This window comes from Pirellulales bacterium (genome assembly GCA_035533075.1).
Classification (GTDB): Bacteria; Planctomycetota; Planctomycetia; order Pirellulales; family JAICIG01; genus DASSFG01.
Genome location: DATLUO010000121.1, coordinates 1 through 26,814, shown reverse-complemented (window position 1 = coordinate 26,814; position 26,814 = coordinate 1). Strand labels below are relative to the sequence as shown.

Annotated in this window: 24 protein-coding genes and 2 tRNA genes; 15 read left to right on the top strand and 11 right to left on the bottom strand. The window is 62.6% G+C overall.

Features of this window, described 5'->3' with window-relative positions:
- Positions 1–181 precede the first annotated feature (181 nt).
- Positions 182–1,651, top strand: a complete 1,470-nt coding sequence (locus tag VNH11_15440) for an MFS transporter (protein ID HVA47761.1) — start codon at positions 182–184, stop codon at positions 1,649–1,651.
- Between the two features lie 163 nt (positions 1,652–1,814).
- On the top strand, positions 1,815–2,903 hold the full coding sequence (locus VNH11_15435; protein HVA47760.1) for a sugar kinase: 1,089 nt from the start codon (positions 1,815–1,817) through the stop codon (positions 2,901–2,903).
- Positions 2,904–3,000: 97 nt separating this feature from the next.
- Here VNH11_15435 and VNH11_15430 read toward each other — a convergent pair.
- A tRNA-Ile gene (locus VNH11_15430) sits at positions 3,001–3,089 on the bottom strand.
- Positions 3,090–3,437: 348 nt separating this feature from the next.
- Between VNH11_15430 and VNH11_15425 the strand changes: the two genes are divergently transcribed.
- Together VNH11_15425 and VNH11_15420 are read left to right on the top strand one after the other, a co-directional pair.
- Positions 3,438–4,421, top strand: coding sequence for an ImmA/IrrE family metallo-endopeptidase (locus VNH11_15425; GenBank protein HVA47759.1), 984 nt, complete (start codon positions 3,438–3,440; stop codon positions 4,419–4,421).
- On the top strand, positions 4,418–4,897 hold the full coding sequence (locus tag VNH11_15420) for a DUF4411 family protein (GenBank protein HVA47758.1): 480 nt from the start codon (positions 4,418–4,420) through the stop codon (positions 4,895–4,897). The genes VNH11_15425 and VNH11_15420 overlap by 4 nt, the downstream gene beginning before the upstream one ends.
- 1 nt (position 4,898) lies before the next feature.
- Here the strand turns inward: VNH11_15420 and VNH11_15415 are convergent.
- Positions 4,899–5,009, bottom strand: a tRNA-OTHER gene (locus tag VNH11_15415).
- 396 nt (positions 5,010–5,405) lie between these two features.
- On the opposite strand from VNH11_15415, the gene VNH11_15410 reads away from it, so the two are divergent.
- The 4 genes from VNH11_15410 to VNH11_15395 all read left to right on the top strand — a co-directional run bounded on the left by VNH11_15410 (position 5,406) and on the right by VNH11_15395 (position 8,607).
- Positions 5,406–6,848 carry a sulfatase gene (locus VNH11_15410; protein HVA47757.1) on the top strand — a complete coding sequence of 481 codons (1,443 nt, stop codon included), beginning with the start codon at positions 5,406–5,408 and terminating at the stop codon, positions 6,846–6,848.
- A 98-nt stretch (positions 6,849–6,946) separates the two neighbouring features.
- A complete protein-coding gene (locus VNH11_15405) occupies positions 6,947–7,267 on the top strand; it encodes a type II toxin-antitoxin system RelE/ParE family toxin (protein HVA47756.1) in 321 nt (106 codons plus the stop codon).
- Entirely contained in the window at positions 7,264–7,587 is a 324-nt protein-coding gene (locus tag VNH11_15400) for a type II toxin-antitoxin system Phd/YefM family antitoxin (protein HVA47755.1), read from the top strand. The genes VNH11_15405 and VNH11_15400 overlap by 4 nt, the downstream gene beginning before the upstream one ends.
- A 363-nt stretch (positions 7,588–7,950) precedes the next feature.
- The gene (locus VNH11_15395) at positions 7,951–8,607 is read left to right on the top strand and encodes a hypothetical protein (protein ID HVA47754.1); all 657 of its coding nucleotides are present in this window, start codon (positions 7,951–7,953) and stop codon (positions 8,605–8,607) included.
- 24 nt (positions 8,608–8,631) lie between these two features.
- Here the strand turns inward: VNH11_15395 and VNH11_15390 are convergent, their stop codons facing one another.
- The gene (locus VNH11_15390; GenBank protein ID HVA47753.1) at positions 8,632–9,048 is read right to left on the bottom strand and encodes a hypothetical protein; all 417 of its coding nucleotides are present in this window, start codon (positions 9,046–9,048) and stop codon (positions 8,632–8,634) included.
- A 761-nt stretch (positions 9,049–9,809) separates the two neighbouring features.
- Here VNH11_15390 and VNH11_15385 point away from each other — a divergent pair.
- Positions 9,810–10,613, top strand: coding sequence for a hypothetical protein (locus VNH11_15385; protein HVA47752.1), 804 nt, complete (start codon positions 9,810–9,812; stop codon positions 10,611–10,613).
- Entirely contained in the window at positions 10,603–11,451 is an 849-nt protein-coding gene (locus VNH11_15380) for a GIY-YIG nuclease family protein (GenBank protein ID HVA47751.1), read from the top strand. Before VNH11_15385 ends, VNH11_15380 begins: the two co-directional genes overlap by 11 nt.
- 5 nt (positions 11,452–11,456) lie before the next feature.
- Here VNH11_15380 and VNH11_15375 read toward each other — a convergent pair whose 3' ends face one another.
- A complete protein-coding gene (locus tag VNH11_15375) occupies positions 11,457–11,801 on the bottom strand; it encodes a histidine triad nucleotide-binding protein (GenBank protein HVA47750.1) in 345 nt (114 codons plus the stop codon).
- Complete coding sequence (locus tag VNH11_15370; protein ID HVA47749.1) at positions 11,798–12,064, bottom strand: Trm112 family protein; 267 nt, start codon at positions 12,062–12,064, stop codon at positions 11,798–11,800. The genes VNH11_15375 and VNH11_15370 overlap by 4 nt, the downstream gene beginning before the upstream one ends.
- 132 nt (positions 12,065–12,196) lie before the next feature.
- On the opposite strand from VNH11_15370, the gene VNH11_15365 reads away from it, so the two are divergent.
- Positions 12,197–12,847: a hypothetical protein gene (locus VNH11_15365; GenBank protein HVA47748.1), complete on the top strand. Its 651-nt coding sequence runs from the start codon at positions 12,197–12,199 to the stop codon at positions 12,845–12,847.
- 208 nt (positions 12,848–13,055) lie between these two features.
- On the opposite strand, the gene VNH11_15360 is transcribed toward VNH11_15365, so the two are convergent.
- Entirely contained in the window at positions 13,056–14,807 is a 1,752-nt protein-coding gene (locus VNH11_15360) for a hypothetical protein (GenBank protein HVA47747.1), read from the bottom strand.
- A gap of 198 nt (positions 14,808–15,005) precedes the next feature.
- Here VNH11_15360 and VNH11_15355 point away from each other — a divergent pair, with 198 nt between their 5' ends.
- Entirely contained in the window at positions 15,006–15,440 is a 435-nt protein-coding gene (locus tag VNH11_15355; protein HVA47746.1) for a retroviral-like aspartic protease family protein, read from the top strand.
- A 4-nt stretch (positions 15,441–15,444) separates the two neighbouring features.
- Here the strand turns inward: VNH11_15355 and VNH11_15350 are convergent, their stop codons facing one another.
- Together VNH11_15350 and VNH11_15345 are read right to left on the bottom strand one after the other, a co-directional pair.
- Positions 15,445–16,227, bottom strand: coding sequence for an SAM-dependent chlorinase/fluorinase (locus tag VNH11_15350; GenBank protein ID HVA47745.1), 783 nt, complete (start codon positions 16,225–16,227; stop codon positions 15,445–15,447).
- A 532-nt stretch (positions 16,228–16,759) separates the two neighbouring features.
- Positions 16,760–17,941 carry a DUF4214 domain-containing protein gene (locus VNH11_15345; GenBank protein HVA47744.1) on the bottom strand — a complete coding sequence of 394 codons (1,182 nt, stop codon included), beginning with the start codon at positions 17,939–17,941 and terminating at the stop codon, positions 16,760–16,762.
- A 307-nt stretch (positions 17,942–18,248) separates the two neighbouring features.
- Between VNH11_15345 and VNH11_15340 the strand changes: the two genes are divergently transcribed.
- On the top strand, positions 18,249–20,912 hold the full coding sequence (locus VNH11_15340) for a c-type cytochrome (GenBank protein HVA47743.1): 2,664 nt from the start codon (positions 18,249–18,251) through the stop codon (positions 20,910–20,912).
- A gap of 409 nt (positions 20,913–21,321) precedes the next feature.
- Here the strand turns inward: VNH11_15340 and VNH11_15335 are convergent, their stop codons facing one another.
- Both VNH11_15335 and VNH11_15330 read right to left on the bottom strand, forming a co-directional pair.
- Positions 21,322–21,576, bottom strand: a complete 255-nt coding sequence (locus VNH11_15335; GenBank protein ID HVA47742.1) for a hypothetical protein — start codon at positions 21,574–21,576, stop codon at positions 21,322–21,324.
- Positions 21,573–21,857 (bottom strand): type II toxin-antitoxin system RelE/ParE family toxin, encoded by a 285-nt coding sequence (locus tag VNH11_15330; protein HVA47741.1) that lies wholly within the window; start codon positions 21,855–21,857, stop codon positions 21,573–21,575. The genes VNH11_15335 and VNH11_15330 overlap by 4 nt, the downstream gene beginning before the upstream one ends.
- Positions 21,858–22,114: 257 nt before the next feature.
- On the opposite strand from VNH11_15330, the gene VNH11_15325 reads away from it, so the two are divergent.
- Together VNH11_15325 and VNH11_15320 are read left to right on the top strand one after the other, a co-directional pair.
- A complete protein-coding gene (locus VNH11_15325) occupies positions 22,115–22,546 on the top strand; it encodes a BlaI/MecI/CopY family transcriptional regulator (GenBank protein ID HVA47740.1) in 432 nt (143 codons plus the stop codon).
- Positions 22,547–22,559: 13 nt separating this feature from the next.
- Positions 22,560–24,425, top strand: coding sequence for a M56 family metallopeptidase (locus VNH11_15320; GenBank protein HVA47739.1), 1,866 nt, complete (start codon positions 22,560–22,562; stop codon positions 24,423–24,425).
- 9 nt (positions 24,426–24,434) lie between these two features.
- On the opposite strand, the gene VNH11_15315 is transcribed toward VNH11_15320, so the two are convergent.
- Complete coding sequence (locus tag VNH11_15315) at positions 24,435–26,555, bottom strand: hypothetical protein (protein HVA47738.1); 2,121 nt, start codon at positions 26,553–26,555, stop codon at positions 24,435–24,437.
- Positions 26,556–26,814 lie beyond the last annotated feature (259 nt).

Here is a 26,814-nt window from a genome sequence, read left to right as displayed (position 1 = left end):
AGCTTGCGAGCGCCGGCCCACCACGATTTTGGATTTTGCATTTTCGATTGACGTAATCCAAAATCCAGAATTGCGGCGATGGTGGGCCGGCGCTCGCAAGCTCGCTGGTCCCACCCTACGTCGCAGCGGAAAGTTCGCAGCCACTTGCCAACGCCACGCGCTTAGTGGCACAATCGTGCCCGTGGAACGGCCTCTCGACAACACACCCTGGTATGCCGAAGTCAGCCGCTATCAATGGCTGGCGCTGGCGATCGCTTCGCTCGGCTGGGTGTTCGACGTCTTCGAAGGGCAGATCTTCGTCGCCAGCATGAACGAGGCGATGCCCGAACTGTTGCCGAAAGATACCCCGCGGCAGACGATTGCTTACTTCGCGAATCTGACCTTCGCCGCCTTTCTTCTGGGCGGGGCCGTGGGCGGCGTGGCCTTCGGCATGCTCAGCGACCGCATCGGGCGGACCAAGACGATGATCTATACGATCCTCGTCTACTCGCTGTTTACGTCCGTCTCGGCCTTCGCGCGTACCTGGTGGGAGTTGGCAGGGCTGCGATTTGTGGTGGCCATGGGCGTGGGCGGCGAGTGGGCGGTGGCCAGCGCGCTGGTGGCCGAGGTCTTTCCCAAGGCGGCACGGGCACGATCGCTGGGCATCTTTCACGCCTCCAGCGTGTTGGGCACCTACATGGCCATCGCCGCCGGACAATGGCTCGTCGGCAACCCAAACATCGGCTGGCGGTGGGGATTCGGCGTCGGCGCCGCTCCCGCGCTGCTCACGCTTTGGATCCGCTGGAGCTTGCACGAACCGGAGAGTTGGCAGCACGCCCGTGAGGCCGCCGCCGCGGGGCTGGGCCAGCGGCTGGGACGCTTTCGAGAACTTTTTGTGGAAGGCCGTTGGCGGCGCACGCTCGTCGGCGTCGGCCTGGCCACAGTCGGTCTGGCCACGTTCTGGGGCATCCATATTTACGGCAAGGAAGTGTTGAAACGCGACCGCGAGCACGCTTACCTGGCGCAGATGGTGGCCGGCAATCCGAGCCATGTGCCGGTGAGCGCTTGGGAATACTGGTCGGGCAAACAGTCCGCGTCGGTCGTCGAAACCGACGAAGAAACCGAAGAGGCGCTTCGCAAGATCGCCGAGAAGGACCGTAACTTTTTGCTCGGCTCCTACAGTTCACAAATGAAAAGCTGGGAGATGCTGGGCATGCTGATCGTGACGACGGGCGGCGGACTGGGGCTGCTCTCGTTCGGGCCGCTTTGCGAAAGGTTCGGGCGGCGGCCGGCGTTTTTGTTCTTTCAGCTTGGCGGCGTGGCCAGCACGGCGCTCGTGTTTGGCTTGCCCCTGGGCTGGACGCAGTGGTCGGACTTGCTGCAGATCGTGCTGTTGGGCGGCTTCGGCTTTTTGACGTTGGGCATGCATGCGGGGTTTGCGATTTACTTTCCGGAGCTTTATCCCACGCGGTTGCGCGGCACGGGCGGCGGTTTTTGTTTCAACGTCGCACGCCTGCTGGCCGGGCCGATGTTGGTCGCCAACGGCTGGATGCAGCACCACTGGAACATGTCGATGGAGGACGCCTGCTTGTGGCTGAGCGGGCTGTTCTTGATCGGCATCGCCGTACTTTTGATCGCTCCTGAGACGAAGGGACGCGAACTGCCGCAATGAGGAACCAACGTGAATGAAGCCCACCACGATTTTGGATTTTGGATTTTGGATTTTCGATTGCTGGAATCCAAAATCGAAAATCCAAAATCGCGGCGATGGTCGGCCGGCGCTCGCAAGCTCGCTTTTTCCACCCTACAAGAAACGAAACACAGGCGGAGAAACCATGTTCTTGGCATTCGGCGAAATCATGTTGCGCTTGGCGCCCGAGGGCCATTTGCGGTTCCGGCAGGTTTTGCCGGGCCGGCTCGACGCGACCTTTGCCGGCGCGGAAGCCAACGTCTGTGCCGCCTTGGCCATGTGGGGCCAACGCTGCCGCTACGTCACGGCGCTGCCCTCGAACCCGATCGGCGAGGCGCTGGCGGCCGTGTTGCGCGGCTTGGGCGTCGATACCGACTTGATCGTGCGCCGCGAGGTCGGACGGCTGGGCGTCTTTTTCGTCGAGACCGGCGCCAACCAGCGCAGCTCGCTCGTGGTGTACGATCGCGATCACAGCGCCATCAGTCTGGCCGCGGCCCAGGAATACGATTTCGAGCGCGCGCTCGAAGGCGCCACGTGGGTCCACGTCACGGGCATCACCCCGTCGCTGAGCGAGAACGCTTATTTGGCGACGCTGGAACTGGTCCGGAAGGCCCACCACCGCGGCATCCACGTGTCGTGCGATCTCAACTTTCGCAACAAGCTTTGGCGCTGGAAGCCGGGCTTCAATGCCCGGCAGCTTGCCCATGAGTGCATGACGCAAATCTTGCCGCACGTCAAGCTGCTCGTGGCCAACGAGGAAGACGCCGGCGACGTGCTCGGCATCCACGCCGCGGGCGCCTCGGTGGAAGCGGGCCGCGTCAACCCGGCCGCCTACGAGCAGGTGGCCCGCGAAATTGCCAGGCAGTTTCCCAGTCTTTCGCAGGTGGCGATCACGCTTCGCGAGAGCATCTCGGCCGATCACAACAATTGGGGCGCCATGTTGTTCGACGTGCCGGCCGACCGCGCCTGCTTTGCCCCCCTCGACGCCGACGGCGGCTATCGGCCTTATGAGATTCGCGACATCGTCGATCGTGTCGGGGCGGGCGACGCATTCGCAGCCGGACTGCTCTACGCCCTGCACTCCACCGAATTCGCGGCCCCGCAACAAGCCTTGCAGTTCGCCGTCGCCGCGAGCTGCTTGAAGCACTCGATCAAGGGCGATTTCAGTTACGTCAGCCTGCCGGAGGTCACAACGTTGATGTCGGGCATCGCCTCCGGGCGCGTTCGCCGCTAAGCTATACTTCACGCGGCCCAAACCGAAAGGCATACCATGCACGTGGATTCGGGAGCGGCTGACGAAGGCATCTAAACGCGAGTCCAGGCGGGACTAGCGGAGAGAGGGGGGAATCGAACCCAGCGCAAAAGCGCCCCTGCGGGCGGTTATAAGTCGCCTGCGCCGCCAAGGCGCGGATCGCTCTCCGAAATGGAGGCGGCCTTGGTATCGTAAAAAAAGAAGGCGCAACTTGTTGACATCGTTGCACTTGCGCCCTATAATTGAAGCCGTTTAAGGAGGCTGTTGCCGAAACGCTGATAAATAAGGTAAGGATGGCCTTCTTGGTGTTGGGGTTCGCCGAATATGCCACGAGTTTCTTCCAACGCAACGCCTCGGATGATCAAATGGGCGAGGGAGAGGGCTGGGTATTCCGTCGAGGCGGTCGCAAAATTCGAGAGCTTTTCCGAGCAGGACATTCTTGACTGGGAATCAGGAAAAGAAAGTCCGTCCCTCCCTAGGCTGCGAAAGCTGGCTAAGAGATACAGAAGACCGCTGATGGTCTTTTACTTGCCGGCACCTCCCAAAGAATTCAACGTCCGCGACTTTCGGATTCGACGTGACGCTAGCCGTCGCTTCTCGCCTGCTCTCCTCTATGCCATCCGGGCCGCTAAGGAACGGCAGCAGTGGGCTTCGGAATATCTGCGCGATTCGGATTCACCAAAGTGCGATGTTGTTCGCTCGGTCAAGGTGTCGGATAGCACCAAGGATGTTGGCGTAAAGTTGCGTGCGCTACTAGGGGTCAGTTTAGAGCGACAATTTGGTTGCCGCGATGAACTCGAAGCGTTTACGATGTGGCGTGATGCTTGTGAGCAGATTGGCGTTTTCGTGTTTCAGTCCAATCGAGCTAATGAGATAAGCGGCTGCGCTATCGCCGACGATTACGCACCCGTTGCCCTTATCAATAGTCGCGATGCCAACACGGCCAAGTGTTTCACCTTGATCCATGAGGTAGTGCATATTGCGCTGGGAGAATCGGCGATTACCACCGGGGACGCCATTACTTCGGCGCTTGCCCCACAATCTAACGTCGAACGGTTCTGCAATAAAGTTGCGGCGGAGGTTCTAATTCCAAGCGACGACATTGTTATTCGGGTGCCGAATAACTGGGAGAACAATGAGGAGAGCGTTGTATCGCAATTCGCAAATCGCTATAGGGTTAGCCGAGCTGTCATGGCAATACGGCTGGCCGAACTTGGGATGGCCGATAATGACTGGCTTTCAAACAGGTGGGCGATGTTTCACCCAAAACCAGAGGCTGAGGCCGCAGAATCAAGCGACAGGCCCATCCCACAATACCGGCTTGTACTGTCTCGTTCCGGTCCGTCTTTCGCGCGGCTGGTTGTTTCGGCTTTTGATTCTGGAGAGATTCACGGCGGTCAGGTTACGACACTTTTGAACATGCCCCTCAAACATCTCGCACCGATGGTGCATTCTCTTTATCCGGTGCAGATGCAATCGGAGGAGAGCGGCATGTCGTGATTGCGACGCTATTCTGCTTAGACACGAGCTTTCTGAACAACGGCTGGTGGAAGCGCTACCGGAGAGACGTATTCCCGACGCTTTGGGAAGAAATTGACAAGCTTCTTTATGCTGGAAATGTCTTCTCGTGCAGAGAAGTGTTTGACGACCTAAAGAAGCAACGAGACCCTCTGCTCGTCTGGGCAACGCAACGAAAGCAGTTCTTTTTCGAGCCAGACGATCAGGTCATAGCGAACATGCAACACATAATGGGCCACTTCCCGAATTTCGCGGCTGAAAGTGGCCACGCGAATGCCTCGGACCCCTGGGTTATCGCCGAAGCCATGTCGCGTGGCGCAATCGTTGTGACAGACGAAGTGTCGGCGCCCAATCGACGGGCCAGCAAGCCGCCCAAAATACCAGACGTCTGCAACGCGCTCAAAGTCGGGTGGGCCAGCCCCATAGACTTTCTGGCGGAGGCTGGAATAAGGCTTTGAGTACCCCCGGCGGGAATCGAACCCGCACGCCTTGCGGCACTGGGGCTGATTGAGGCTCTCGCGAGAAAGCCGCAATCAGCCCAGCGTGTCTGCCTAGTTCCACCACAGGGGCAATGCCGACATTGTAGCCGACAGGGCAAAGCTGGATAATACCCTCATGCGCAGCCGTTTTCAGTTCAGCTTGAAGTGGTTGTTCGTGGCCATGCTCGTCGTGGCTGCGTTCTTTACCGGCGCATCCTGGCAAAAGCGAACGATGACAGCTGATGGGTGGGCCGAGGGCGTTGTGATACATGACCTCAGTGCGCCAGCCACACAGGAATAGGCCATTACCCAACCGGGGCATCGCTTGGCCGCCGAGACGAACATCGTGCCACCTTCCACCTGGCCAAGCTCTGCCCCAGCCACCGCGAATGTTTCATTCTCGGCCGCCTGAAGTATAGGCGGCAATCAGAGATGAATCGCTATACGTCCCCAGCGAATATCCAACCCAGCCAGCGGAGGTGACCTAATGACGATGATCCATGCGATCGCCGCGTTTACGGCCGTTGTCTTTTGGTGCGTGCCGGCGTTTGCCGACGACGCGGCGCCGCCCAATATCGTGCTCGTCTTCGCCGACGATCTTGGCTACGGCGACCTCGGTTGTTATGGGGCACAAGGCTACCGCACGCCCAACCTCGACCGGCTGGCAAAAGAAGGCGTTCGCTTCACCGATTTCTATGTGGCTCAGGCGGTCTGCTCGGCATCGCGGGCGGCGCTGTTGACCGGCTGCTACTCGAACCGCGTCGGCATCCTTGGCGCGCTGGGGCCGAAAGACCGGCACGGCATCAACGACGACGAGACGACCCTGGCCGAGCTGCTCAAGGGCCGCGGCTACGCGACGGCCATCTACGGCAAGTGGCATCTCGGCCATCATCCGCAGTTTCTGCCCACGCGGCACGGCTTTGACGAATACTTCGGGCTGCCCTACTCGAACGATATGTGGCCCAAGCATCCCGAAACGAGGGCCTTCCCCGACCTGCCGCTCATCGAAGGCGAAAAGCCGATCGAGCTCAATCCCGACCAGAGCCGGCTCACCACCTGGTACGCCGAGCACGCGGTGCGCTTTATCGAGCGGCATCGCGAGCGGCCGTTCTTCGTCTACCTGGCTCACAACATGCCGCACGTGCCGCTCTTCGTTTCCGACAAGTTCCGCGGCAAGACGCCGCGCGGGCTGTTTGGCGACGTGATCGAGGAGGTCGACTGGTCGGTGGGGCGGGTGCTGGAAACGCTGGCGCGTCTGAAACTCGACGAGCGGACGCTGGTGATCTTCACGTCCGACAACGGCCCGTGGCTGAGCTACGGCGACCATGCCGGTTCGGCCGGCCCCTTGCGCGAGGGCAAAGGCACCTCGTTCGACGGCGGCGTGCGCGAGCCGTGCTTGATGCGGTGGCCGGGCAAGATTCCCGCCGGCACCGTTTGCCGCGAACCGGCCATGACCATCGACCTGCTGCCCACGCTGGCCCGGCTGGCCGGCGCGAGCGTACCCGACGATCGCATCATCGATGGCTTGGACATCTGGCCGCTGATTTCGGCACAGCCCGGCGCCAAGAGTCCGCACGACGCGCTCTATTTCTACTGGGGCGGCGAGCTACAAGGCGTCCGCAGCGGTCGCTGGAAGCTGCACCTGCCTCACGCCTACCGCAGTCTTGCGGCCGGCGGCGGCCACGGCGGCCTGCCCGCGAAGTACGAGCAGCGACGCATCGAGCTGTCGTTGTTCGACCTTGAGAGCGATCCGGGCGAAACCAAGAACGTCGCTGCCGAGCATCCCGAAGAAGTCCGCCGGCTGAAGGCGTTGGCCGACCGGGCGCGCGACGATCTGGGCGACACGGCCACCGGGCAGAAAGGCAAAAATCGTCGCCCTGCCGGGCAGCTCCGTAGCGGCTCTGACGGTGTCGGCAAGCAAAACGGTTAGAGCGGATTATGCACCCTACTTAAAGAACGCTGTTTCGCCTGTCATGGGGGAGATGCCAGCCTTGACGAACGGCGAGTTACAGCCAGAATCAATAGAGTATGGCGAAGCCGCCTTATGAGTTGAAATTTGGCCATGAGATCCGCGCGCATCTCAAGGCCATCGATGCCAAGTATCACGCGCTGATCTTACAGACGATCGATGAACAACTCGAATTCGAACCGAATGTCGAAACCCGGAATCGCAAACCCTTGCGGACCCCGGCAGCATTTTCGGCGCACTGGGAAATTCGCCTTGGACCGCAAAACCGTTTCCGTGTGCTTTACGGCGTCGATGAGGAAGAGCGCACGGTCCACGTTTTGGCCATTGGCGAGAAACGGAGAAATCGCCTAATCGTTGGCGGAGAGGAGATTGAACTATGAAGACTGCTTCGATGGGCGAGGTGAAGTCGCAATTTAGCGCATTCGTTAAGGCCTGTGAATCCGCGCCAGTCGTAGTGACACGCAATGGCAAGCCAGTCGCCGTCCTAGTGGGAATCGAGGACGACGATGAGATCGAGCGGGTCTTAATGGCAAACTCACCGCGATTGCAAGCGATTCTCGCCAAGTCACGGCAGTCCATCCGCGAGGGCCGAGGGATATCGCGTGACGAATTGTGGAAAGAATTCGGCCAAGACCGAAATGCGAAAGCTAGTAGGAAAGTGAAAGCGAAGCGCCGCCCGAAGAGCATCGACGGCGGTTAATCGCTCCGCCCCGCAGCTCGGTCTCGACGCCCGGCGGCTGGAAGTGCCGGGCCACAAGCGGCTGGAGATTGATTACGGCGAGCCGATGAAAGAGATCATCGCGTGAGCCCGCGTGCTCGCTCAGCAGCCCAAGCGCGGTCTACCGGGCAGATCCGCGGCGGTCCTGACGGTGTTGGGGCTTTGCCCAAAAAAGCCCATTTGCGCGGGAAAATCGAGCGGCTGCCCAAGAAATCGCAGCCGGCTGGCTAATCGGCCGCCACGCGCGGTAAACTTCGCCCTGTGATGCGACGGTTTCCGTTCATCGTGGGCTGGCCATTTCGTGGCGTTGCTATTGGCTCGACCTTGAAAACGTGGAGGATTACCGTGAGAAAGACGGCGAAATCGTCGGCGTGGACTATTCGACGAGTCGTCGCGATCTACCTACCGCTGCTTGTGGAAGCCGGTTGCGGCGCCAACGGCCCTCAGCTTGGCGGCGGCCCCGGCGGCGCGGCGCCTGGCGAGGGACCCTTTGGCCCGCCGGGCCAGAGCGCATTGCTATCGCCATTTGCGGGCACCTGGGTGCTGGACCTCGACAAGACGCTCGAAGCTCACCAAGCCGCCGGAGCCAGCGATGAGCAGATTGGGGCCATCCGCGCGTTCTATGCACAGAACCCGCAATTCGGCGGCATGTTGTCCGAGATGACCATTACGGGCAACGAAGCCGTGGGGAAGGACGGCTCCGAGTACCGGTTCTTCGGTATGCACGAACACGACGGCAAGATTTGCGGCAAAGCCTGGCACCACGAAGACCGATATGACCCGGGCGATATGAGCAAGTGCTATGCCCGCCTGAAGCTCGACGATGGCTTGCTCTATCTCGAAGTCAAGATGAAGGACGGCCTGCCGGACTTGAACGACCCCGACTTTCTCTCGTCGCCGTTGCCTGCCGAAGGCGGATCGCCGGCAACGTGCGACGCCGACGCTCCCGCGGGAGCCGACTGGGATGAATGGACGACGCACGTTTTCGCGCGCAAGCAATGACGTAGTCGTATCACTCGCGCCTGCTCAGCGCAACCCCGCCTTGGCCTTGGCCAATTGCGATTCGGCCTCCAGACGATAATACTCGGCGGCCAACGCTTCCGATTCCGGCGCCTGACCGTTGGCGGCAAAGGCCCGGGCCGTCCTGGCCAGTTCGGCGGTCCGCTTCAGTTGCGCCTCGTAGACGGCCAACCGCTCGTTGTCGTCCTCCGCCACATCGAGCTCGGCATCGAAAAGATGCCGCGACCAAAGCGCCAAGTCTTCGATGTCGTACTGCTCGTTGTTGCTCCTGCGCATCGACATCTGCGCGTACACATTGGCGGCCACCTTCACCTTGGCATCGTCGATCGCCTTGGCGACCCCTTTCCCCGGCGCCGCCCTCCATGCCGCGCTCGCCAGCAACAACCCCACCACGATCAGCACTTGTACTCGCTTCGAGACCATAACACCCTCCCGCGTAAAAAGGCCGGGGATATCGCAAGACCATAGCATACCATTTCACCTCCGCCCGACGTAGGTGCCGGCCGCGCCGCTGGGCGAGATGCGGCATTGAACGGATTTAGCGGTGACCCCGTCTGACTCCGTCGGTTCGTTGCTGGCGAAGCCGATGCGTCGTTTCGGCTTTTGGGGCGTAGCCCCATTCGCACGGCGGAATTGGATGTCGCAATTTGCGACTTCCAATTCTCAAGCTCCTCTTTGGTCAACTGAAACATGAAATCATCCGGAAACCGGTTTCGGTTGCGCCGGACCTGCTCGTTGAGTCGCCGCGTCGGAACCCCGTACAAGGCCGCCAAGTCCTTGTCCAGCAAGACCTTCTGACCTCGAATGTCGAGGATCAACGGCTCGATTTGATCGATGTTGATGAGCACTCGATTGTCTGCCATAGGCTTTGGGTTCCCAGGATCGCGGGCGGTCGCAAGACAATAGCTTACCATTTCACCGCCAGAATCACCGGGCCCGACAGTGCCCTCGGCGCGCGCCCCAATCGTGGCCGGTCGCAGCGACAACTTTCCCGCCCAGGCCCAAGAATTGTGGAATTTTTCGGCCCCGCCGCGCCGTATTGCCGGCAGGGGAAAAGAAAACGAGCAGTGGTTCCCGCCAATGAATGTCATGGATTAAAATTTTTTCAACAGCCTATTGACATCATGGAACTTCTATGTACAGTTACGTGCATATGCCACTTTTCTCTTTAAGGAGTTTCAACGATGTCAGGTGAAATTGCGAAAGTTCCAGTCGATCCCACCCAGTTCCCGGAAGCGGCGCACAAGCTCGCGCGGCAAGCGCTGCGCGAACATCAGCGGGCCGAGCGGGACGCCATGAACGCCGTGCAACATGCCGTCAAGTCGGGCCAGGCGCTCGTCAAAGCCTACGACCTCTGCGAGTACGGCCAGTGGGAGGGCTTCTTCGAATTGCACTTCCAACAGAACGAAGACCAGCGGCTGTCGCCGCGGACCGCGCGCACCTACATGCAGCTCGCCCGCAACTGGTCGCGGCTGACCGCACAGCACCCCCAGGGCTTTTCGTCGCAACGGCAGGCCGTGAAAGCACTTGCGGCGATCGTTCAGACGGACGAACCGGAGCCGGACGCGGCCAGTTTGGCTGCGCGCAGCCAAAGTGCCGTCGCCGCTCCGGCCGCGCGCGGCGCAAGTGCGGGCGGCAAGCGCCGGCGCACCGGTCCCGTGTGGCGGGCCTCGGGCACGTTCGTCCGCGAGGCCCTGCGCCTGGTCAACTCCCTCGACGCGATGATGAGCGATCTGGTCGCCCACGGCTATGGCCTGGTCCAAGAGGCGGCGACCGTCCACAGCGCGGCATCGCGGCTGCAGACGATGCTCGACAAGGAGATCGACGAGGCCGAGGCGCTGCAGGCCGCCGGCCAATGGACGTTTGTCGTCGAGCGACCGGTGCCCGCCCGCGGAGGGGCAACGGCCGCCAAAAGCAGATTGAAGTACCGACTTGCAGGCGAGACGCCTACACCACCAACGGAAAGCGAGGCCGGCCATGACGAATAAGGCTGCCACCAACTGGCTGACGCAGATGGCCGACGACCGGCGAACCACGCTGGCGCTGCTGGCGAAATCCGCCAACCAAAGCCACCGCTGGGCGGTGGCGGCGGCCGGCGCCGCGATGGCGCACGTCGTGGCGGCCGGGCACGCGCTGGTCCAGGCGCGCGATCTGTGCGAAGAAGGGGGCTGGCTCCGCTGGTTGCGGAACAATTTCGAGGGCTCGGTCCGCACGGCGCAGCGCTATATGCGCGTCGCGCGGCACTTGCCCGCCAGCGGCATCGATGCGACACGCGTGTCGCATCGGTCGCAGACGGCGCTGTTGCGCGCCATCCGCGGCGTGGTGTTCACGGAGCCGTCCGCCGCGGCGGAGGGCGCGCCCGCCCTCGCCGGTACGCCCGCCGGGTCGGCGGACGACCCGGCGGCGCGTCGCCGGTTGTCGTTCGTCGCCGCCCGCCGCTTGCGCAAGCTCGCCGGCGCCGTGGCCGGGCTGGCCGCCGGCGCCCACGCGGCGGGGTTGGCCGAGCGGATCAACGCCCTGGCGACCGACCTGCTGCTCGACGCCGGCGAATGCGGCGGCACGTCCGACGAGGTCTACTTTGTCGAGGCGGTGGGCGCCGATCGCGTCAAGATCGGGGTGTCGCGCGACGTCGGCAAACGTTTCGGCCAGCTTGCGGCGTCGTTTCCAGGGCCGCTGAGGCTTCTGGGCAGGGTCGCCGGCGGCCGGGCCCGCGAGGCCTCGTTGCATCGCCGGCTGGCGAACTTTCACCTCGGCGGCGAGTGGTTCCACTTGACGCCCGGCGTGCGTGCGCTCGTTGCGGCGGTGATCGCCGATGAGCCGGAATAGGCGCGTCATCCCGGTGGCCAGCTCAGCGGCCGGCCGCCCAACAGGTGAAAGTGCAGGTGATCGACCGATTGACCGGCGGCGGGTCCACAGTTGGCCACGACGCGGTAGCCGCCCTCAAGCGCCAGATCGCCGGCCAACTTGCCGATCACCAGCAGCATGTGCCCCAAGAGCGGCCCGTCGGCGTCGGTCAGTTCGTCGAACGACGCGATGGGCTTCTTGGGAATCAGCAGAACGTGCGTCGGCGCCTGCGGCGCAATGTCGCGGAAAGCCAGACACGCATCGTCTTCATAGACGATGTCGGCGGGAACCTCTCGGTCGATAATCCGCTGGAAAATCGTCTTGGCGCTCATGGTTGTGCCCGCACCTGTTCGAGCGGAATGGCTTCGTCGACGAGCATGATGGGGATGCCGTCGACCACCGGGTAAACCACGGCCCCGTCGTCGCGCACCAGTCCGCCGTCGAGCGGTCTTTCGACGGTCTCGCCCGCACGGTTTTTCAACCGCCTTTCGGCCACGGCCCGGTTCAGCGTCGCCAGCAGTCGCTCGTCGGCCAGACTCAACGGCGTGCGCAGCTCGGGACAAACCAGAATGTCGAGCAACTCCTTGCTGATCATGTTCGGTTTCCCAGCTTTCCCATTCTTCTCCCGCGGAAAAAACGATTCCGATTAAGGTCTTTATAGGCAAGTTGCCGATTTAAGGCCAGGGGCGCGGCGCGCCCAAATTCCACGGAAAGGGAGCCAGTCAGCATGATGCTGCGAGACAATTTGGCCCAGGCCATTCTACCGATCGTCTTGTTTACGGTGCGACTGTCGGCGGCCGACGAGGTGCGCGACGTGGTTGATCCCGGCGGCCAGCAATGGCGCGAGGTCCATCGCACGGTCCGTTACCCCGTGTCGGAGACGCAGTGCGTCGACCAGCAGCAGACGTCTTACCAAGAACACTACGACGTGCAGGTGTGCGACACCTACCGGACGTATTATGCTCCGGTGACGGAATATCGCTGGGAATCGTATTGGGTCAACCGCTTCAATCCCTTTGCGCAGCCGTATTTGGCGCAGCGCCTGGTGCCCCGCACCTTCTTGGAGGCCCGCACCGAAGTGGTCAAAGTGCCGGTGACGCAACGGAACCTCGTACCGGTCACGCGCACGGTGCGCGTGCCCGTTACCACGCAGCGCCTCGTCGACCATGACGTGCTGGTGAGCCGCCAGCTTGTGAGTTCTCAGGCGCCGACGGTGGCGGCCAATCCGGCCCCGGCCCTCACATCTTCGACGTCGTCGCTGGAAGTGGGCGGTGTGCGGCAGTTGGATGCCAATCGTCCTCGTAACATCGCTCGCGTTCCCAACGGCGCCGGCGTGAAAGCCGCCTCTGTTCCGCCGGTGAACTCCGATCGTCGCTAAGCTTCGAGCGGCGTCGGGACGTAGTGTGGGAGCGAGCGAGCCTGCGAGCGCCGGCCCACCATGTTTAGGCGTTGGGCGTTGGGCGTTAGGCCAGGCAACAGGACGTTCCTAAGCCCGCGGCAAAACTCAGGGAAGCATTGCCACTGAGGTTCAGCGCTCCGCTGGCCGTGCCGTTGTTAATGGCCGGGCCTCGGCGGATGCCGCAGGGCTACTCTTCTCCGCCCAGCGTGCGGCCGGTGGCCACGTCGAATTCGAACAGCGCCGGCACCAGCATCGCCGCCGTCGTGAAGCCGAACATGAACGACAGCACCAAAAACACCGCCAACGTGTAGCCCAAGAGGAAGCTGGTGATCGCATAGAAAATGGCGAACGGGCAACCGAACGATGCCGCCAGAATCGCAGGCGAGGGATTGCGGATGCCCAACGCCACATAAAGGCCGATGCCGCCGCCCACCATGAACGCCAAGAACGGCTGGAGCTGCACCTGAAACGAGCTGCTGAACGCCACCATGATCCGCATGCAGACCGCCACGCCGACAAACAAGAAAAACACCGTGCCCAGACTCACCGCGATCGCGCCGCGCGAGCTGGCATACGTCATGCCCACGTGAACGCCGAGCATGGCCGCGAAGAAGCAAAGCACCAGCCAACCGAGCGACAGGTAGGTCACGTTCTCCAGCGAGATGGCGTCGCCGGACCAGAGATAGCCGCACAGCACCAGCGGCAAGACGACCATCTCCTTCGTATTGTAAAGGATGCCGCCCAGCTTGCCGGAAATGAACTCTTGCGGCGTCAGGTCGGTCACCAGCAGCAGGTCGAGGGCCCGCGCGTCGCGTTCGCTGGTCAACGCGGTGACCGACTGGGCATTGAGCAACACCAGGCTCAGCACCAGGAAGGGAACGACGACGGCCGCCAGGTCGCTGCGCTCGGCTCTGCCCGGCTGGTGCAGGAGCGAATAAAGTGCTCCCATCGCCACCACGAACAGAACGACGTACGCCAGCCGCACGATGAGCATCTTTCGCCCGTAGGCCCAGGTACAGACCTCTCGCCAGAGAATGGGGTTGTCCCAGACTTCGCGCGATTTGACCACCTTGGCCGGCGCGGCCGCTCGTGCCCGGTCGTCTTCGCTCATGCCGGCGGGCAGGCGGCCGGCCTCTTGCGGCGGATTCCACTTGCGGACGCGCCAGATCGCCAGCCCATTGAGCAGCATAGTCGCGGCGGCGGCCACCAGCAGGAAGAGCCAGACCGGATTGCCGACGGCGCCGAGCGTTTCGACGGTGTCCGGGTACGGGCGTATCGCTTCGAGCATCGCTCGCCAGGGGCTGAATCCGGCGGCGAGGGCCGCCAGGTCGGGCCGGTCGTTCGCGGCGGCCGCTTGCACGGCCACTTCGCTGGCCGCCAGCCAGAGCACGAGCGACAAGGCCGTCATCGCCAGGGTCTGAAAGGTCTTTTCGCGCCACAGGGCGAAGGTCGAGCCGAGGCTGCCCGCGGCCACGGCGCTGGCCAGCGTCACGGCGAACACGCGGCCGATCTGCTCGAACGAGACGCCGCCCAGCAGCGTAAGCAGCATGAACAGCGGCAGGGCGGTGACGATCAAGGTGACCACGTTGAGCATGGCCGCCGCCAGTTTGCCCAGCACGAGCTCGACATTGGAGAGGTGCGTCAGCAACAACAACGTCAGTGTCTGGCGGTCTTTTTCGGCCGCCACGGCGCTGGCTGCCGAGAGAGCGGCGAAGAACATGGTCACCGCAAGCTGAAGGGGGGCGAGAATGGCGAACACGGTGGCGCCGAAGCGCGCCAAGTCGCCGAGATTGCGGACCTCTTGTGTGCCGGCCAGCACCTGCCAGGCGGTGGTCACGAGCACCAGCAGGGCCGAGCCATAGGCGGCACGCGCAATATACAATCTTGCCCGACGCGGCGCCGTGACCGCTTCGCGCGTGAAAACCGGACCAATCAGCAATGTGCGCTCCTCGTTCAGCCAGCGAAAGAGAGCGATTATAAGCGGTCTGACGGGAAGAGGAAACCGGGGCTGACGCGGTCCGCTTCGCGTCGCCGCAAGTCGTCGTCAATCGGCTTGGCCGGCGATATAATGCACTCTGCCTGCGATCGGCCGTTAGCGCGGCATCCGATCTTATCGAAACAAGTCTGGAGTTCCTCCATGGAGATCTCGCTGATGGGTAAGGTGCTCGTTCCGGCAAAGATAGAAAACGTCAATGATCTTTATAATGCTGAAACAGGCCTGGTCAGGCCTGATCAGGTGCGGTCGCTGGAGGTGACCGAGGCCCTGGTCGACACGGGCGCCACCACGCTCTCGATGCCGAGACGATTGATAGAACAATTGGGCCTGCGGCCACTTCGCTTTCGCCGCGCGCTGACGACTGCGGGCGACGTTACGGTACAGGTCTTCGGCACCGTTCGCCTCACCGTGCAGGGGCGAGACTGCACGGTTGATGTATCTGAGGTGGCCGACGCTTGCCCGGTGCTGATCGGGCAAGTGCCGCTCGAGCTGCTCGATTTTGTCGTCGATCCCGCGGGACAGCGGCTGATCGGCAATCCGGCGCACGGCGGCGAACAGATGATCGAGCTGTATTAACAGCCTACCAGCTCACCACCACCGGCGTGCCGGTGCGGATGCCGAGCATGGCTGCGGCGCTGTCTTCGACAATCGCCAGCTCCAATCGGCCGCTGGAACCGACGAGTGCCATCAACGTCATCGCAGGCTGGTCGGAATAAGTGCGGTAGATGCCGAGCGTCTCGTGCTCGTCGCAGGCGATGCGCACGCTCTCGTCGCGCGGCACGTCGGCCAGCATCGGCCCGGTGATGTCGGTAATCAGGTTTCCAAATGAGTCGATGCTTTGGACCGTACCACGAATTTCACGAGGCAAAACGACAACCTCCGGCCATGTAAGGGTAACCAGTTTCTCGATCGGCGGCCCCAGTTGCTCCGCGGCCAGGCCCCGACTCAGGCGGGCCGCCACCGGCGCCATGATGTCGCGGCCGTGGAACGTCGCCGAAACCGCCGGCAACCAAAATGCCCGCTCCGCAACGGCGATTATTTTACATACCCGGCGGCGAGCGGCCAAGCGGTCGAGCAGGCCGTTGTCGGGAGCGACGTAACGCTGGTCGCCGATCTCGGCATAGACGATCCGCCGTTGGCTGCCCACGCCCGGATCGACCACCGCCACGTGGACCGTGCCGGCCGGAAACCAGGGCGTGACTTCGTCCAACACCAACGCGCCTTGGCGCACGTCTTGTGCGGGAACCGCGTGCGTGAGATCGACGATCCGCGCGTCCGGGTCGATCGACAGGATCACGCCCTTCATGGCCGCCACGTAGGGGCTGCCGCTGCCGAAGTCGGTGGTCAGAGTGATGAGGGACATTTAGGCTCAGTTCTATTCCAAAGAGGTCATTGTAGAACGAAGACGAGCCAAGGGCAGCGGTGTATCCTTTAGGTGAAAAAGAACATACAAGCTTGCAAGCGCCGGCCCACCATCGTCAGGCGTCAGGTTGTTTGTGCTGACGCCTGATGCCTGAAACCTGACGCCTCAAATCGGTGGGCGGCGCTCGCAAGCTCGCTGGTCCCACCCTGGCCTGCGCATAAACTCGCGGCCGACGAGTGTGTGCTGATGTCAGTTTTGTTCCGGCCGATGCCGCCCGCTGGCCGGGCGGGGGTTCACGTTCTCACCTGAGCGCGGGCGACACGTTTGTCGCGTCCAACGAGGTGCGCGGCCAATCCTCTGCACGCAATCCCGGCGCGCCGGGATGCCGTTCCGCCGAATCGAGCGAGTCGGTGTTTGAGCACTTCGAGCGCTGGCTGCAGCACCCTGCCGCGGGAGCGTTGGCAACGGCGGAGCGAGCATTCGTTCTTCGAGCCCTACGGGATTGCTGGAGCACTCAAGGTCGTCGAGTACGTTAATCCCTGATCTCGACCGTGTTCAGCGGCAGGCCGACGGCCCGATTATAGAATTCGGGCGTGTCGATCAACGTCTCGGTGTTGCTGGTGGTTCCATATCCGAGACCGTCGTTGTTGATGAACGCGGCCAGCCCGGCCGGATCGGCCGGCCGGCCAAGATAGCGCTCGAACAAGCTGTTGATCTGCTCCACCTGGAATTCGTAGCTGTTCAACACCGTGGTGGCAAACTCGATGCGCGTCAGGCCGTGCGTCAGTTGATCGCTGAAGAACGCGAGATCCGAAGCGCTGGGTGCCCGCTTGAGAGCGTCTTCGAACACGGCGGTGATGAATCCGTCGACCGTGCCGCCCGCGTCGGCATAGAATTCGTCGGAGTTGATCAGCAGGGCCGCGGTCCGGGTCTCGGTTCCCGGTCCGCTTGTCGTTCCCTGGGAATTGAGCTTCAGAGTCAAGAAGTAGTTTTCGCCCGCGGGGTCGGCGGCGCGGTGCAGATAAGTCTCAAAGCTGCTGTCGATCTGGTCGAGGTCGTATTCATAAGGCGGCGTCACCTCCAGCAACATGTAAGCGAAGGTCTGAGGATCCTGGTGGTTCTTTTCATACTGGGCGGTCCAGTAGTTGATCTCGTCCATCGAAATCGGACGTTGGAACGTGTCTTTCAGCGTTTCGTAGACGAAACGTTGGTCGGCCGTGCCTTGGGTGCCGTCGGGCAACAGCGGGAGAATCGTGGCCTGGTCGGTGACCAAGGCGATGTTCGAGGGCGTGGTGGCGTCTTGGATGCCGACGACGATGGGAGCGTTGCTGACGTCGGTGTAGGTGTGCGATCCGTAAACGAGATAGCTGGTGCCCGACTCGACGATGGTGCCGGCCGACGAACTGCCGTCGCCCCAAAAAACCGTGGCCACAAAGTTGCTGGCTGGTGCAGTGCCGCCGCCCTGCGTAAAGCTGGCCACGGGAACGTTCGTGAGCGGGGCGTTCTCAAAGCCGCTCACGGGAATGGCGGTGGCGACGATGGGAGTCGCCGACGGAACGCAGCGCAGCTCCAGCCGCTCGCCGCATATCGTTTGCCCTACCACGTTACGGCGACGGGAGGACTTGCCGTTATGCCGGACCGGCTTCGACCTTTGGCTCGAATGGGGCGACGACAATCCCAACGCGTCGTACAGCCAAAAAACCAAGCGTGGCATGATCTACTCCCGTGGCGCTGTTAATTTGTATCAACGGTCGTGAGTGTGCAGGTTTACGACGACCACTCCAGGCAGCGGTTCTGGCCCGGCGAGAGTGCTACAGCCGTTATCGGCCGCAAATCCGTTGCACGCTGACTGCCGCCCTAGGCGGCCGGCGCACTTCGCCCAATCTGCCGCGCAGCACGTCGGCCGCAACTGACAGTGGAAAGCGCGCACCGGAGAAGTTACCGTGAGAGTATTCGTTGTCCCGCCCCAGACCGGTCGCCGCCGGCCCTCCCCCTTGAACCCACCCAGAGAACCGATTCCCATGCGTCGCATTCTTGCCTTTAACTTTGTCCTGATGTCCGTGCTCGCCACGGGTCGGGCCGGCACCGCCGCCAGCGAGCAAAAGGTCTTTACCGAACCGCCCAAGATCGCACCCACCGCCGGCGGCAAGGCCACGGATGAATCGGCACCGGCCGACGAGCACCCCTTCGACGTTTTGCCCGGCTTTCAGATCGAACACCTGTTCACGGTGCCGAAAGACGAGCTTGGCTCGTGGGTCTCGATCGCATTCGACAACAGGGGGCGATTGATCGCCAGCGATCAGGGCGACAAAGGGCTGTGCCGCATCACCCTGCCGCCGATCGGCTCCCACGAACCGACCAAAGTCGAGCGGCTCGATGCCAAGATCAGCTCGGCCCAGGGCATGGTCTACGCTTTCGACTCGCTCTATGTTTCGGCCAACGGTTTTTCGGGCGGCAGCGGCCTTTATCGAGTGAAAGACACCAACGGCGACGACCAGTTCGATCAGGTCGAGAAACTCAAGGAAATTCGTGGCGGCGGCGAACATGGCCCGCACGCCGTGCTGCTGTCGCCCGACGGCCAGTCGCTCTATTATCTGGCGGGCAACTTCACGCGTCCGCCCTTCGATCCCAGCGGGCCGCCCAGTGCCGATCACCGCAGCCGCGCGCCGACCAACTGGGGCGAAGACCTGCTCTTGCCGCGCCAGTGGGACGCGGGCGGCTTTGGGGTGGGCGTTCTGGCGCCCGGCGGTTGGGTGGCGAAAACCGATGCCGACGGCAAAATCTGGGACATCATCAGCAATGGCTACCGCAATCCCTACGACATGGCCTTCAACGCCGATGGCGAGCTCTTCGTCTACGACGCCGACATGGAGTGGGACATGGGCGCGCCTTGGTATCGCCCCACTCGCGTGTCGCATGCCACCAGCGGCAGCGAGTTCGGCTGGCGCAGCGGCACAGGCAAGTGGCCCGCCTATTACGTCGATAGCCTGCCGGCGGTGGTCGATATCGGACCCGGTTCGCCCGTCGGCGCGGCCTTCGGTTACGGAACGAAGTTTCCCGCCAAGTATCAGCGGGCATTTTTCATCTGCGACTGGACTTTCGGCACCATGTACGCCGTCCACACCGAACCAGCGGGATCGAGCTACCAGGGCGTGAAAGAGGAGTTTTTGGGCCGCTCTCCGCTCCCCTTGACCGACGTGGCCGTGGGAAAAGACGGCGCGCTCTATTTCTCGACCGGCGGCCGCAACACGCAGTCGGAGTTGTTCCGCGTGACCTACGTCGGCCAGGAGCCGACCGCCCCGGTCGACTCGCACGACAGCCGCTCGGCCGAAATGCGCAAATTGAGGCACCAAATCGAAGCCTATCACCGCCAGGCCGACGACCCGGCACAGGCGATCGAGTTCGTTTTCCCGCATCTTGCTCACCCCGACCGGTTCATTCGCTACGCGGCCCGTATCGCCTTGGAGAACCAGGACGTCAAACTCTGGCAAGACCGCGTGCTGGCCGAGAGCAACGCCGAGGCGCTCATCACCGGCGCGGTCGGCCTGGCCCGGCAAGCCGACAAATCGCTGCGCGGACCGTTGCTGGCCGCCCTCGACCGCCTGGATCTGGCTGCGTTGCCCGAAACGCAGCAGATCGAGTTGTTACGGGCGTATCAACTCGTCTTCATCCGCCTGGGCGAGCCGGACGAGAGCTTGCGGCTTTCGCTGATCGCCAAGTTCGATCCGCTCTTCCCTACTCACAGCGACCCGGTGAATCGCGAGTTGATCGACCTGCTGGTCTACTTTCGTTCGCCGACGATCATCGGTAAGGGCGTGGCTTTTATGGAGCAGCCGTCAAAGCCGCAGACGACCGAGCTGGGGGCAATCCTCGGACGGAACAAAGGTTACGGCGGCACCGTCGCATCGATCTTGGCCCACCATCCCGACCCGACGCAAATTCACTACGCCTTCGCCTTGCGAAACATGAAAGAAGGCTGGACGATGGCCGAGCGCAAAGCGTACTTCGGCTGGTTCGAGCGTGCCGGAACCTGGAAAGGCGGTTCGAGCTTCCAGGGTTTTTTGCGAAACATCGAGCGCGAGGCATACGAGAACGCCAGCGAGCGCGAGCGGCTGGCGATGGAGGCCCTCGGTGCCCGCAAGCCATATCAGCCGCCGGAATTGCCCAAGCCGGCCGGGCCGGGCCGCGACCGCAACGTGTCCGACCTGATCGGTCTGGCCGACCACGGGCTGAAGGGCCGCGACTTCGAGAACGGCAAGAAGATGTTCGCGGCCGCGCGATGCCTGATCTGCCATCGCTTTGCCGGCGACGGCGGCGCGACGGGTCCGGACCTGACGCAGTTGGCGGCCCGGTTCACCGTCAAGGACCTGAGCGAGGCGATGATCGAGCCGAGCAAGGTGATCAGCGACCAATACCGGGCCACGCTGATCGAGACCAAGGACGGGCAGCTCGTCAGCGGCCGCGTTTTTTCGGAAACCGACGACGCGCTGGTCGTGGTGACGAACCCCGAAGACGCGACGAAGACGTTGACGGTGCGGCGCGACAACATCGAATCGCTGCAGCCTTCGCCGGTCTCGCTGATGCCCGACGGCCTATTGAAGCCGCTCAACGACGAGGAAGTGCTCGACCTGCTGGCATATCTTTTGTCGCGGGGAAACAAGAAGGATGCGATGTTCCGCAAGTAGCCGACCGTAGCGGAATTCGTGAGAATTCCGGCGTGGTCGCTACCGGCACACCAATCGTTCCCGCGAACGGCGGTAGTGTCCTAAAGTTGAGTTCGTCCCAGTCGATGACCGAGGGGCGGACCCCATCCGCCTTGTGCGGATGGTGAACGAGATGGTGGGCTAGTCAACGCCACAACAGCCGAGTGACGAGGCCCAATCCGGCTTGAGGTATGACGAATTAATGGACCGCTGGGAGAAGCAGGCCGATCGCCACGACGCAATCCTCGACGCGCAGGAAAGACAGCTTGGAATCAAGAGGGCGGGGAAGGGGAATAAGGCGAGCAACAGTGCTGGGGTGAGCGATTGACTCTCCGCGTCGGCCCTCTTGGCCCTGAGTCGCCTTATCGTCAGCGAGCTTATTCGCTTGAGACTATGCTCGACCGAACATCGCCTTGATCTCGTCTTGCGTGTGCGAGCCACCCTGCTGCATGCGCTGTCGAATCTGCCCGCATTCCTCGATGAATTTCGGGTTTCGCTCGATGAGGAGATCGAGAACATCGTCGTCGAGCGGGATCAGTGCGAAAGGCACCTTGCCTTGAGCCTGCACGAGAAGGCCACTGGTGCCGGCCCGGTCAAGAATTTCGCCGATCGGCGTGCGCAGATCGTGTATCGTTTGCATCGTCACAATAATCCCTCCAGGTATGAAGCCGTCTCTGCCTTGCTCAAGATTTCGATAACATGCACCGACTGACCGACCACGTCGTAAAACACGTGGAACTCTCCCACGCGAAGTCGATATTGGGTAGGGGCCGGTTGGCGGAGCATTTTAACACGGGCCTTGCTTTCCTGCATTGGATTGGTGTCCAACACTTGCTCAATTTGGTCCAGAATCGCCGTACGATCGAACGCACGAAGCCCCTTTAGTTTCTTCACAGCCTCGTCGGAGTACAGGATTTCGTAAGGCATGCTATCGCCCGGCCGAGAACGTGACGTTTGGACGGTCTCCGCACGCCCCTATTCTATGCAGAAGCTAGTCGACTGGCAAAGCAATCGCGAACACCGGCCGCGCGGAAGAAGTTTCGGCGACAAGGCCGGCCGCTTCGATAGTCTAGCCGAGCGATTGGGAGTTGGAAGGGCCGACAACTTCGCTGTTCGCGTTTTGACGGAATCCCGGCCAAAAAAAGACGCTTGACAACTACGACGTTTGTCATAGAATCGGTACTATGACAAACGTCGTAAAGAAAAACCGTCGCGGCCCTCGGGCCGCGGTGCCGCGGCTTTCGGCGGCCGAGATGGAACTGCTGGAAATGCTGTGGCGCGAGGGGGCGGTCGCGCTCTCCCAGGCCCATCGGGCCTTGGGGCTGCCGATCGGCTACACCACCGTGCAGACGCGGCTGAACCGGCTGGTGAAAAAAGGACTGGTGACGCGGGGCGAAGAGCGGCCTGCCCGATATGCGGCCGCCGTCTCGCGCGACGAGGTGTGCGCCGGCGATCTCAAGCTGCTCGTGAAACGGTTCAGCGGCGGCGTCGTGCCGCTGGTGGCGCACCTGGTGCGCCAGCGTTCCCTCTCCGCCGCTGAAGTCGATGAGTTGAAGCAACTGATCGCCGAAGCCGAGGCCCGCTTGACTCCGCGCAATAAAGGGCCGCAACGATGAAGGGCCTGCGACGATGAATCAAGCTGCCACCATGCTGCTGTATGCGTTAGCGCGGACCAGCGTCTGCCTTGCGGTGGCGGCGATCGTGGCGTTCCTTCTTTTGCGCGGGCTGCGATGTCGCTCGCCGGCAGTGCATCGGGCCGCTTGGTGCATGGTGCTGCTGACCGGCTGGCTGTTTGTCAGGGCCACCGTAACCATTCCTTGGTATGAGGCGCCGCCCCTCGCCAGACAAATGTTCCCATCGCCGGCAAGCGAGGTTCTCGAGGTGGCGCCCTCCGGCGACCCTGTCCCCAGCGCGATCGGCAGCGACCCCGTGCCGCTCGGCGATTTGCCCGTCAAAATAGACGAACCGCGCGATATTGCTGGCACCGCGTTGAGCTGGCCGATTGCGCTGGCGGCGGTCTGGCTGCTGGGCGGAGTGGCCATCGTCGCCTGGTGGTCGATCGGCTACCTCCGCTTTGTACGTCAGCTTCCCTTCGGCCTGCCGCTCACCGAGGAATGGCAGGCCGAATGGCGCGAAGCGCTGGCGGAATGCGCCGTCCGACACCCCGTGCGATTGTGCGTTAATGATGCACTGGGGCCGTTGGTCTGTCGAGTGTGGGGCGAAGATCGGCTGCTGGCGCCGCTGGCGCTTTGGCGCGAGCTTTCGTCTCAGGAACGGCGGGCAATTTTGCGACACGAATTGGCCCATGTCGGCCGTGGCGATCTCGTGTGGTCGATGGCGGCGCGGTGTCTGGCACTGGCGCATTGGTTCAATCCGTTTTGCTGGTGGGCGGTGCGCAATTTCGACGAGTGTGGGGAGTGGGCCTGCGACGACGCCGTGTACCGCCGCGGTCCCGGCGACGCGGTGGCCTACGCGCGCGTCTTGTTGCGGATCGGGCAAGCCGACCCGCGTCCGCCGTTGGGCGCAGCGATCGGCGGCAGGCGACTATCGACGCGCATTAAACGCATGCTTACTGGGGCCATTCCGGAGGATTCGACGATGAAACAGAGCGTATTGATCGGTTCCGTTGGTGTGTTGGCCTTGATCGGCGCCGTCGAATGGCGGCTGGGCGCCCGCGTGGCGGGGGCGGTCGACCAGGAGGTGGAGGCGACGCGCGGAAGACTGAACGTCGATCACCCGGTGTTGGAACGCATGGCGGCGGCCGCGGCAAAGACGTTCGAGGCAACCAGGGCGTCTTATGACGTGGGCACCGAGGTGATGTCGAACGTTTACGTCTGGTCGCGTCGATGGCTGGAAGCCGAACGCGCTCTGGCTGAGACGGATGCGCAAGAACTGGCCGCCCTGCGAGCGCATCGGCAACGCATGAAGCAGCTCATGTTGAAAGTCAGAGCGTTTTACGTCACGGGCAGCAGAGGGGGCGAAGAGCCTAAATTCTACGCTACGAAGTTCTACTTGGCGGAAGCCGATGCCTGGCTGGAAAGCGCCAAGAATCGTGGCCACGACCAGCCACCTCCGTTGCGAAAAGTGCCGGTTTCGTTCGGCGGGCCGAAGGGGATGGATGTCCGATGGGACGAGGACAATGACGGCCAATTCGACGCGGAGCCGGTTGTCTGTCCCGCGCGCCATGACTTCTTGGAAGGCGGTATTTACTTTCTACAGTTTGGCGGTTTCGGCGGCGTCAAGCTCAATGCGACGCTCGAGGTGATGACTGCGTCGGACCAACCGAGGGCTTTCGATATCAGCATTGCGGAAGTCAAGAAGATCGCCGACAATCAGCAGATGACGAAGGTCTTGTTTCTCGGCGACGATGCCCGTGTAGACGAAATCAGCGACTGGGATGATGTTAGCAACAGCGACCGCCTGGTAGCGCAAACGGAGCGCCGCCACCAAGTGCTGGCGGCCCTGCACTTCACCTATCCGACAGGTTCACGGTAAGGCGAGCGGCTACTCTTTCTCGTTTTTTTGCTCGGCGGCTTGCACACCACGATCAGTGGGCGTCGAGACCCGTGGAGTGCGCATTGCGCTGGAAATTGGCCCGCCGCCAGACTGCGGCGGCGCCACTCCTGCCTGGAGAATGGCGAGAATGACGCCGAGCCTGTCCGCCTCGACGATCGGATCCACGCCCGCGCCCAGCCCGATGCTGGTGAGCGCTATCACCCCCGGCAGAGAGTCCGCCTCGCCGTCGCGGTCAGGAAGGCACATGACTTTTGTGAATGGCTTGCCAGCCAAGATATGTTCGATTTCCTCTTCGGAAAGTTCCAGGGAAATCGCATTATGCTTCAGAAAGTCCTCGCTGCGCGGAACGGCGGGAGCGATCTCGAGATGCGGGTACAACTCGGCGCCGTCGTGTCCGGGGATCTGCGATAGCTTCAGCCGATAAGCTGCTGCGCGAGGAAAATTGTACCGCCCCGGCACGGTCAACGGCTCCGAGTCGAACTTGCCGGGCGCGGTTACGTCCCAGTGGACCGTCATTCCCTCTGGGCCAAAAAAAAGGATTTGCGTTTGTTGATCAGGTGGTGCTTCGGCGCTGAGCGGCGTCACTTTCGCATCTGACGATGCCTTGCCATGCTCCACGTAACGTTCTGAAGCGCTGGGGAGACGTAAGCCGCCGACGCCGTTAATGGCCTCGCCGCCCTCCGATTGCAACCGCTCTTCCAGCTTTTCCAAGCGGTCGGTCACCGCCCGTGCCAGCCATTTCAACTCGCGAACTTCGTGTTTGAGAGACTTGGCTTGCTCCGGCGGGGCGGCGTGAATGTGCTCCTCTGCCGGTGTTGATATGGAGCCCGGTCGGTAATGCGGAAGTCCAAATGGAGACGCGGGCCCACGCACGGTTGCCGGCGTAGGCACGGGGACCGCTGGCGGCGGTCCAAAACCACCGTGCGGCGGAAACGTGTTTGGCACGGCATGCGTATACGGAGCTTCGGCCGGCGCGGGAGGCGACGCGAGGGCCTGCAAACGCTGTTCGACCCATGCGGACAATCCCGTGCGCCACAGAACGTCGAGCGCTCTGCCCGCCGCTTGGGCCGGCGAGTCGTCGCGGTTGGTCCGAAGCGCCGACGCGCTCTGCTCGAAGATCGCCGCTTGCGCCGTGCCGAGCGCCTCGCACCGCGTCAGCAGTTCGGCCAGGGCCTTGATTTCGTCGGCGTCGAGCTGACGCATGGCCGCCGCCGTTTGCAGCACACACTTGCTCAAAAAGCCGCGGCCGCACAGCAGGTCGCGGCAGTCGTCGCGAAACGCGGCCGGCGAAAGCCGCCGCAAGCCACGCCCAGCACAGACGGGCGACAAGTGCGCGGCTCCGGCCGCGCGCAACACCTCTGCCGCCGCGAGCGCACAAATCGCCCCTCCGTCGCCGGCCGGTAGGCACGACAAGTCGTCTTTTGCCTCCTGCCGCCCGTCGGCCAACACCAACAGGCCATTGCGCCACAACGCGTTCATCCAGCCCTCGTCGGAAAAGAGATTGTTGCCCAGACGTATGCCAAAGGCCCGTGCGAACACCGGACCGAGCGCGAGCAGTTCGTTAACCGAGTTGAAGTTGTAGTGAAAGTAAGGATGCGGAATCATAAAGCCGTCCGCCGCCGGGCGGCACGTCTGACAAACCAACTCGTCGAAGGGCTGCAGCAGGCCCCGTGCGAGAAGCTTGCCAAGGACCGCATAGCCGCGTTTGGATTTGGCGTCGAACCGCTGCAGCTCCTCGCAAATAAACTCGCCCATGCAGCTCAACGGCCGCCGCTCGTCGGCCGCGTTGGGCCAATCGGCGCTGGTTTTTTCGATTTCGGCCAATTGGCGCTCGAAGCGGCCCCGCTCCAGAGTGATGTCCGGCGGCCAGGAATGCTCCGAGTCCGCGTCGGCGTCTTCGCCGGCAACTTGCTCGGCCACTTGACCGGTGTCGGCATCGGCCTGGGCGAGACCCCTTTTCTCGCTAACCTGCCCGACCAGTTGACCGGTGACGGAATTGACCCGCAGTTTACGGTTCCGCCATTCGAAGCACACCACGTCGCCCTCCCACGAAGACTTTGCTTTGTGCGTACGGACGAAGGACAAGGCGGCGGCCGCAGTCAGCTTCAAGTGCATTTTCACGTGGCGGCGGACGGCCTTTGAGCTCGCGGGGCGCAGGCCGACTCCGGCGTTAAGCCGTCCGCGGCCGTCCCAACTCGGAGGGCCGCCGATCAGGAGGATTTCGGAGTTTCGGCGTGGTTCAAATCAAGGAATCTCAGGGTAACAGCTTTCGCCGCCCTGCGTGGGCCGCGTCAGGACGTAACCAACGCAGCGGCAGGTACTTCCGGCAGGAGGTGCTGGCAGAACTCCAACGGGAAGTGTTACCCTG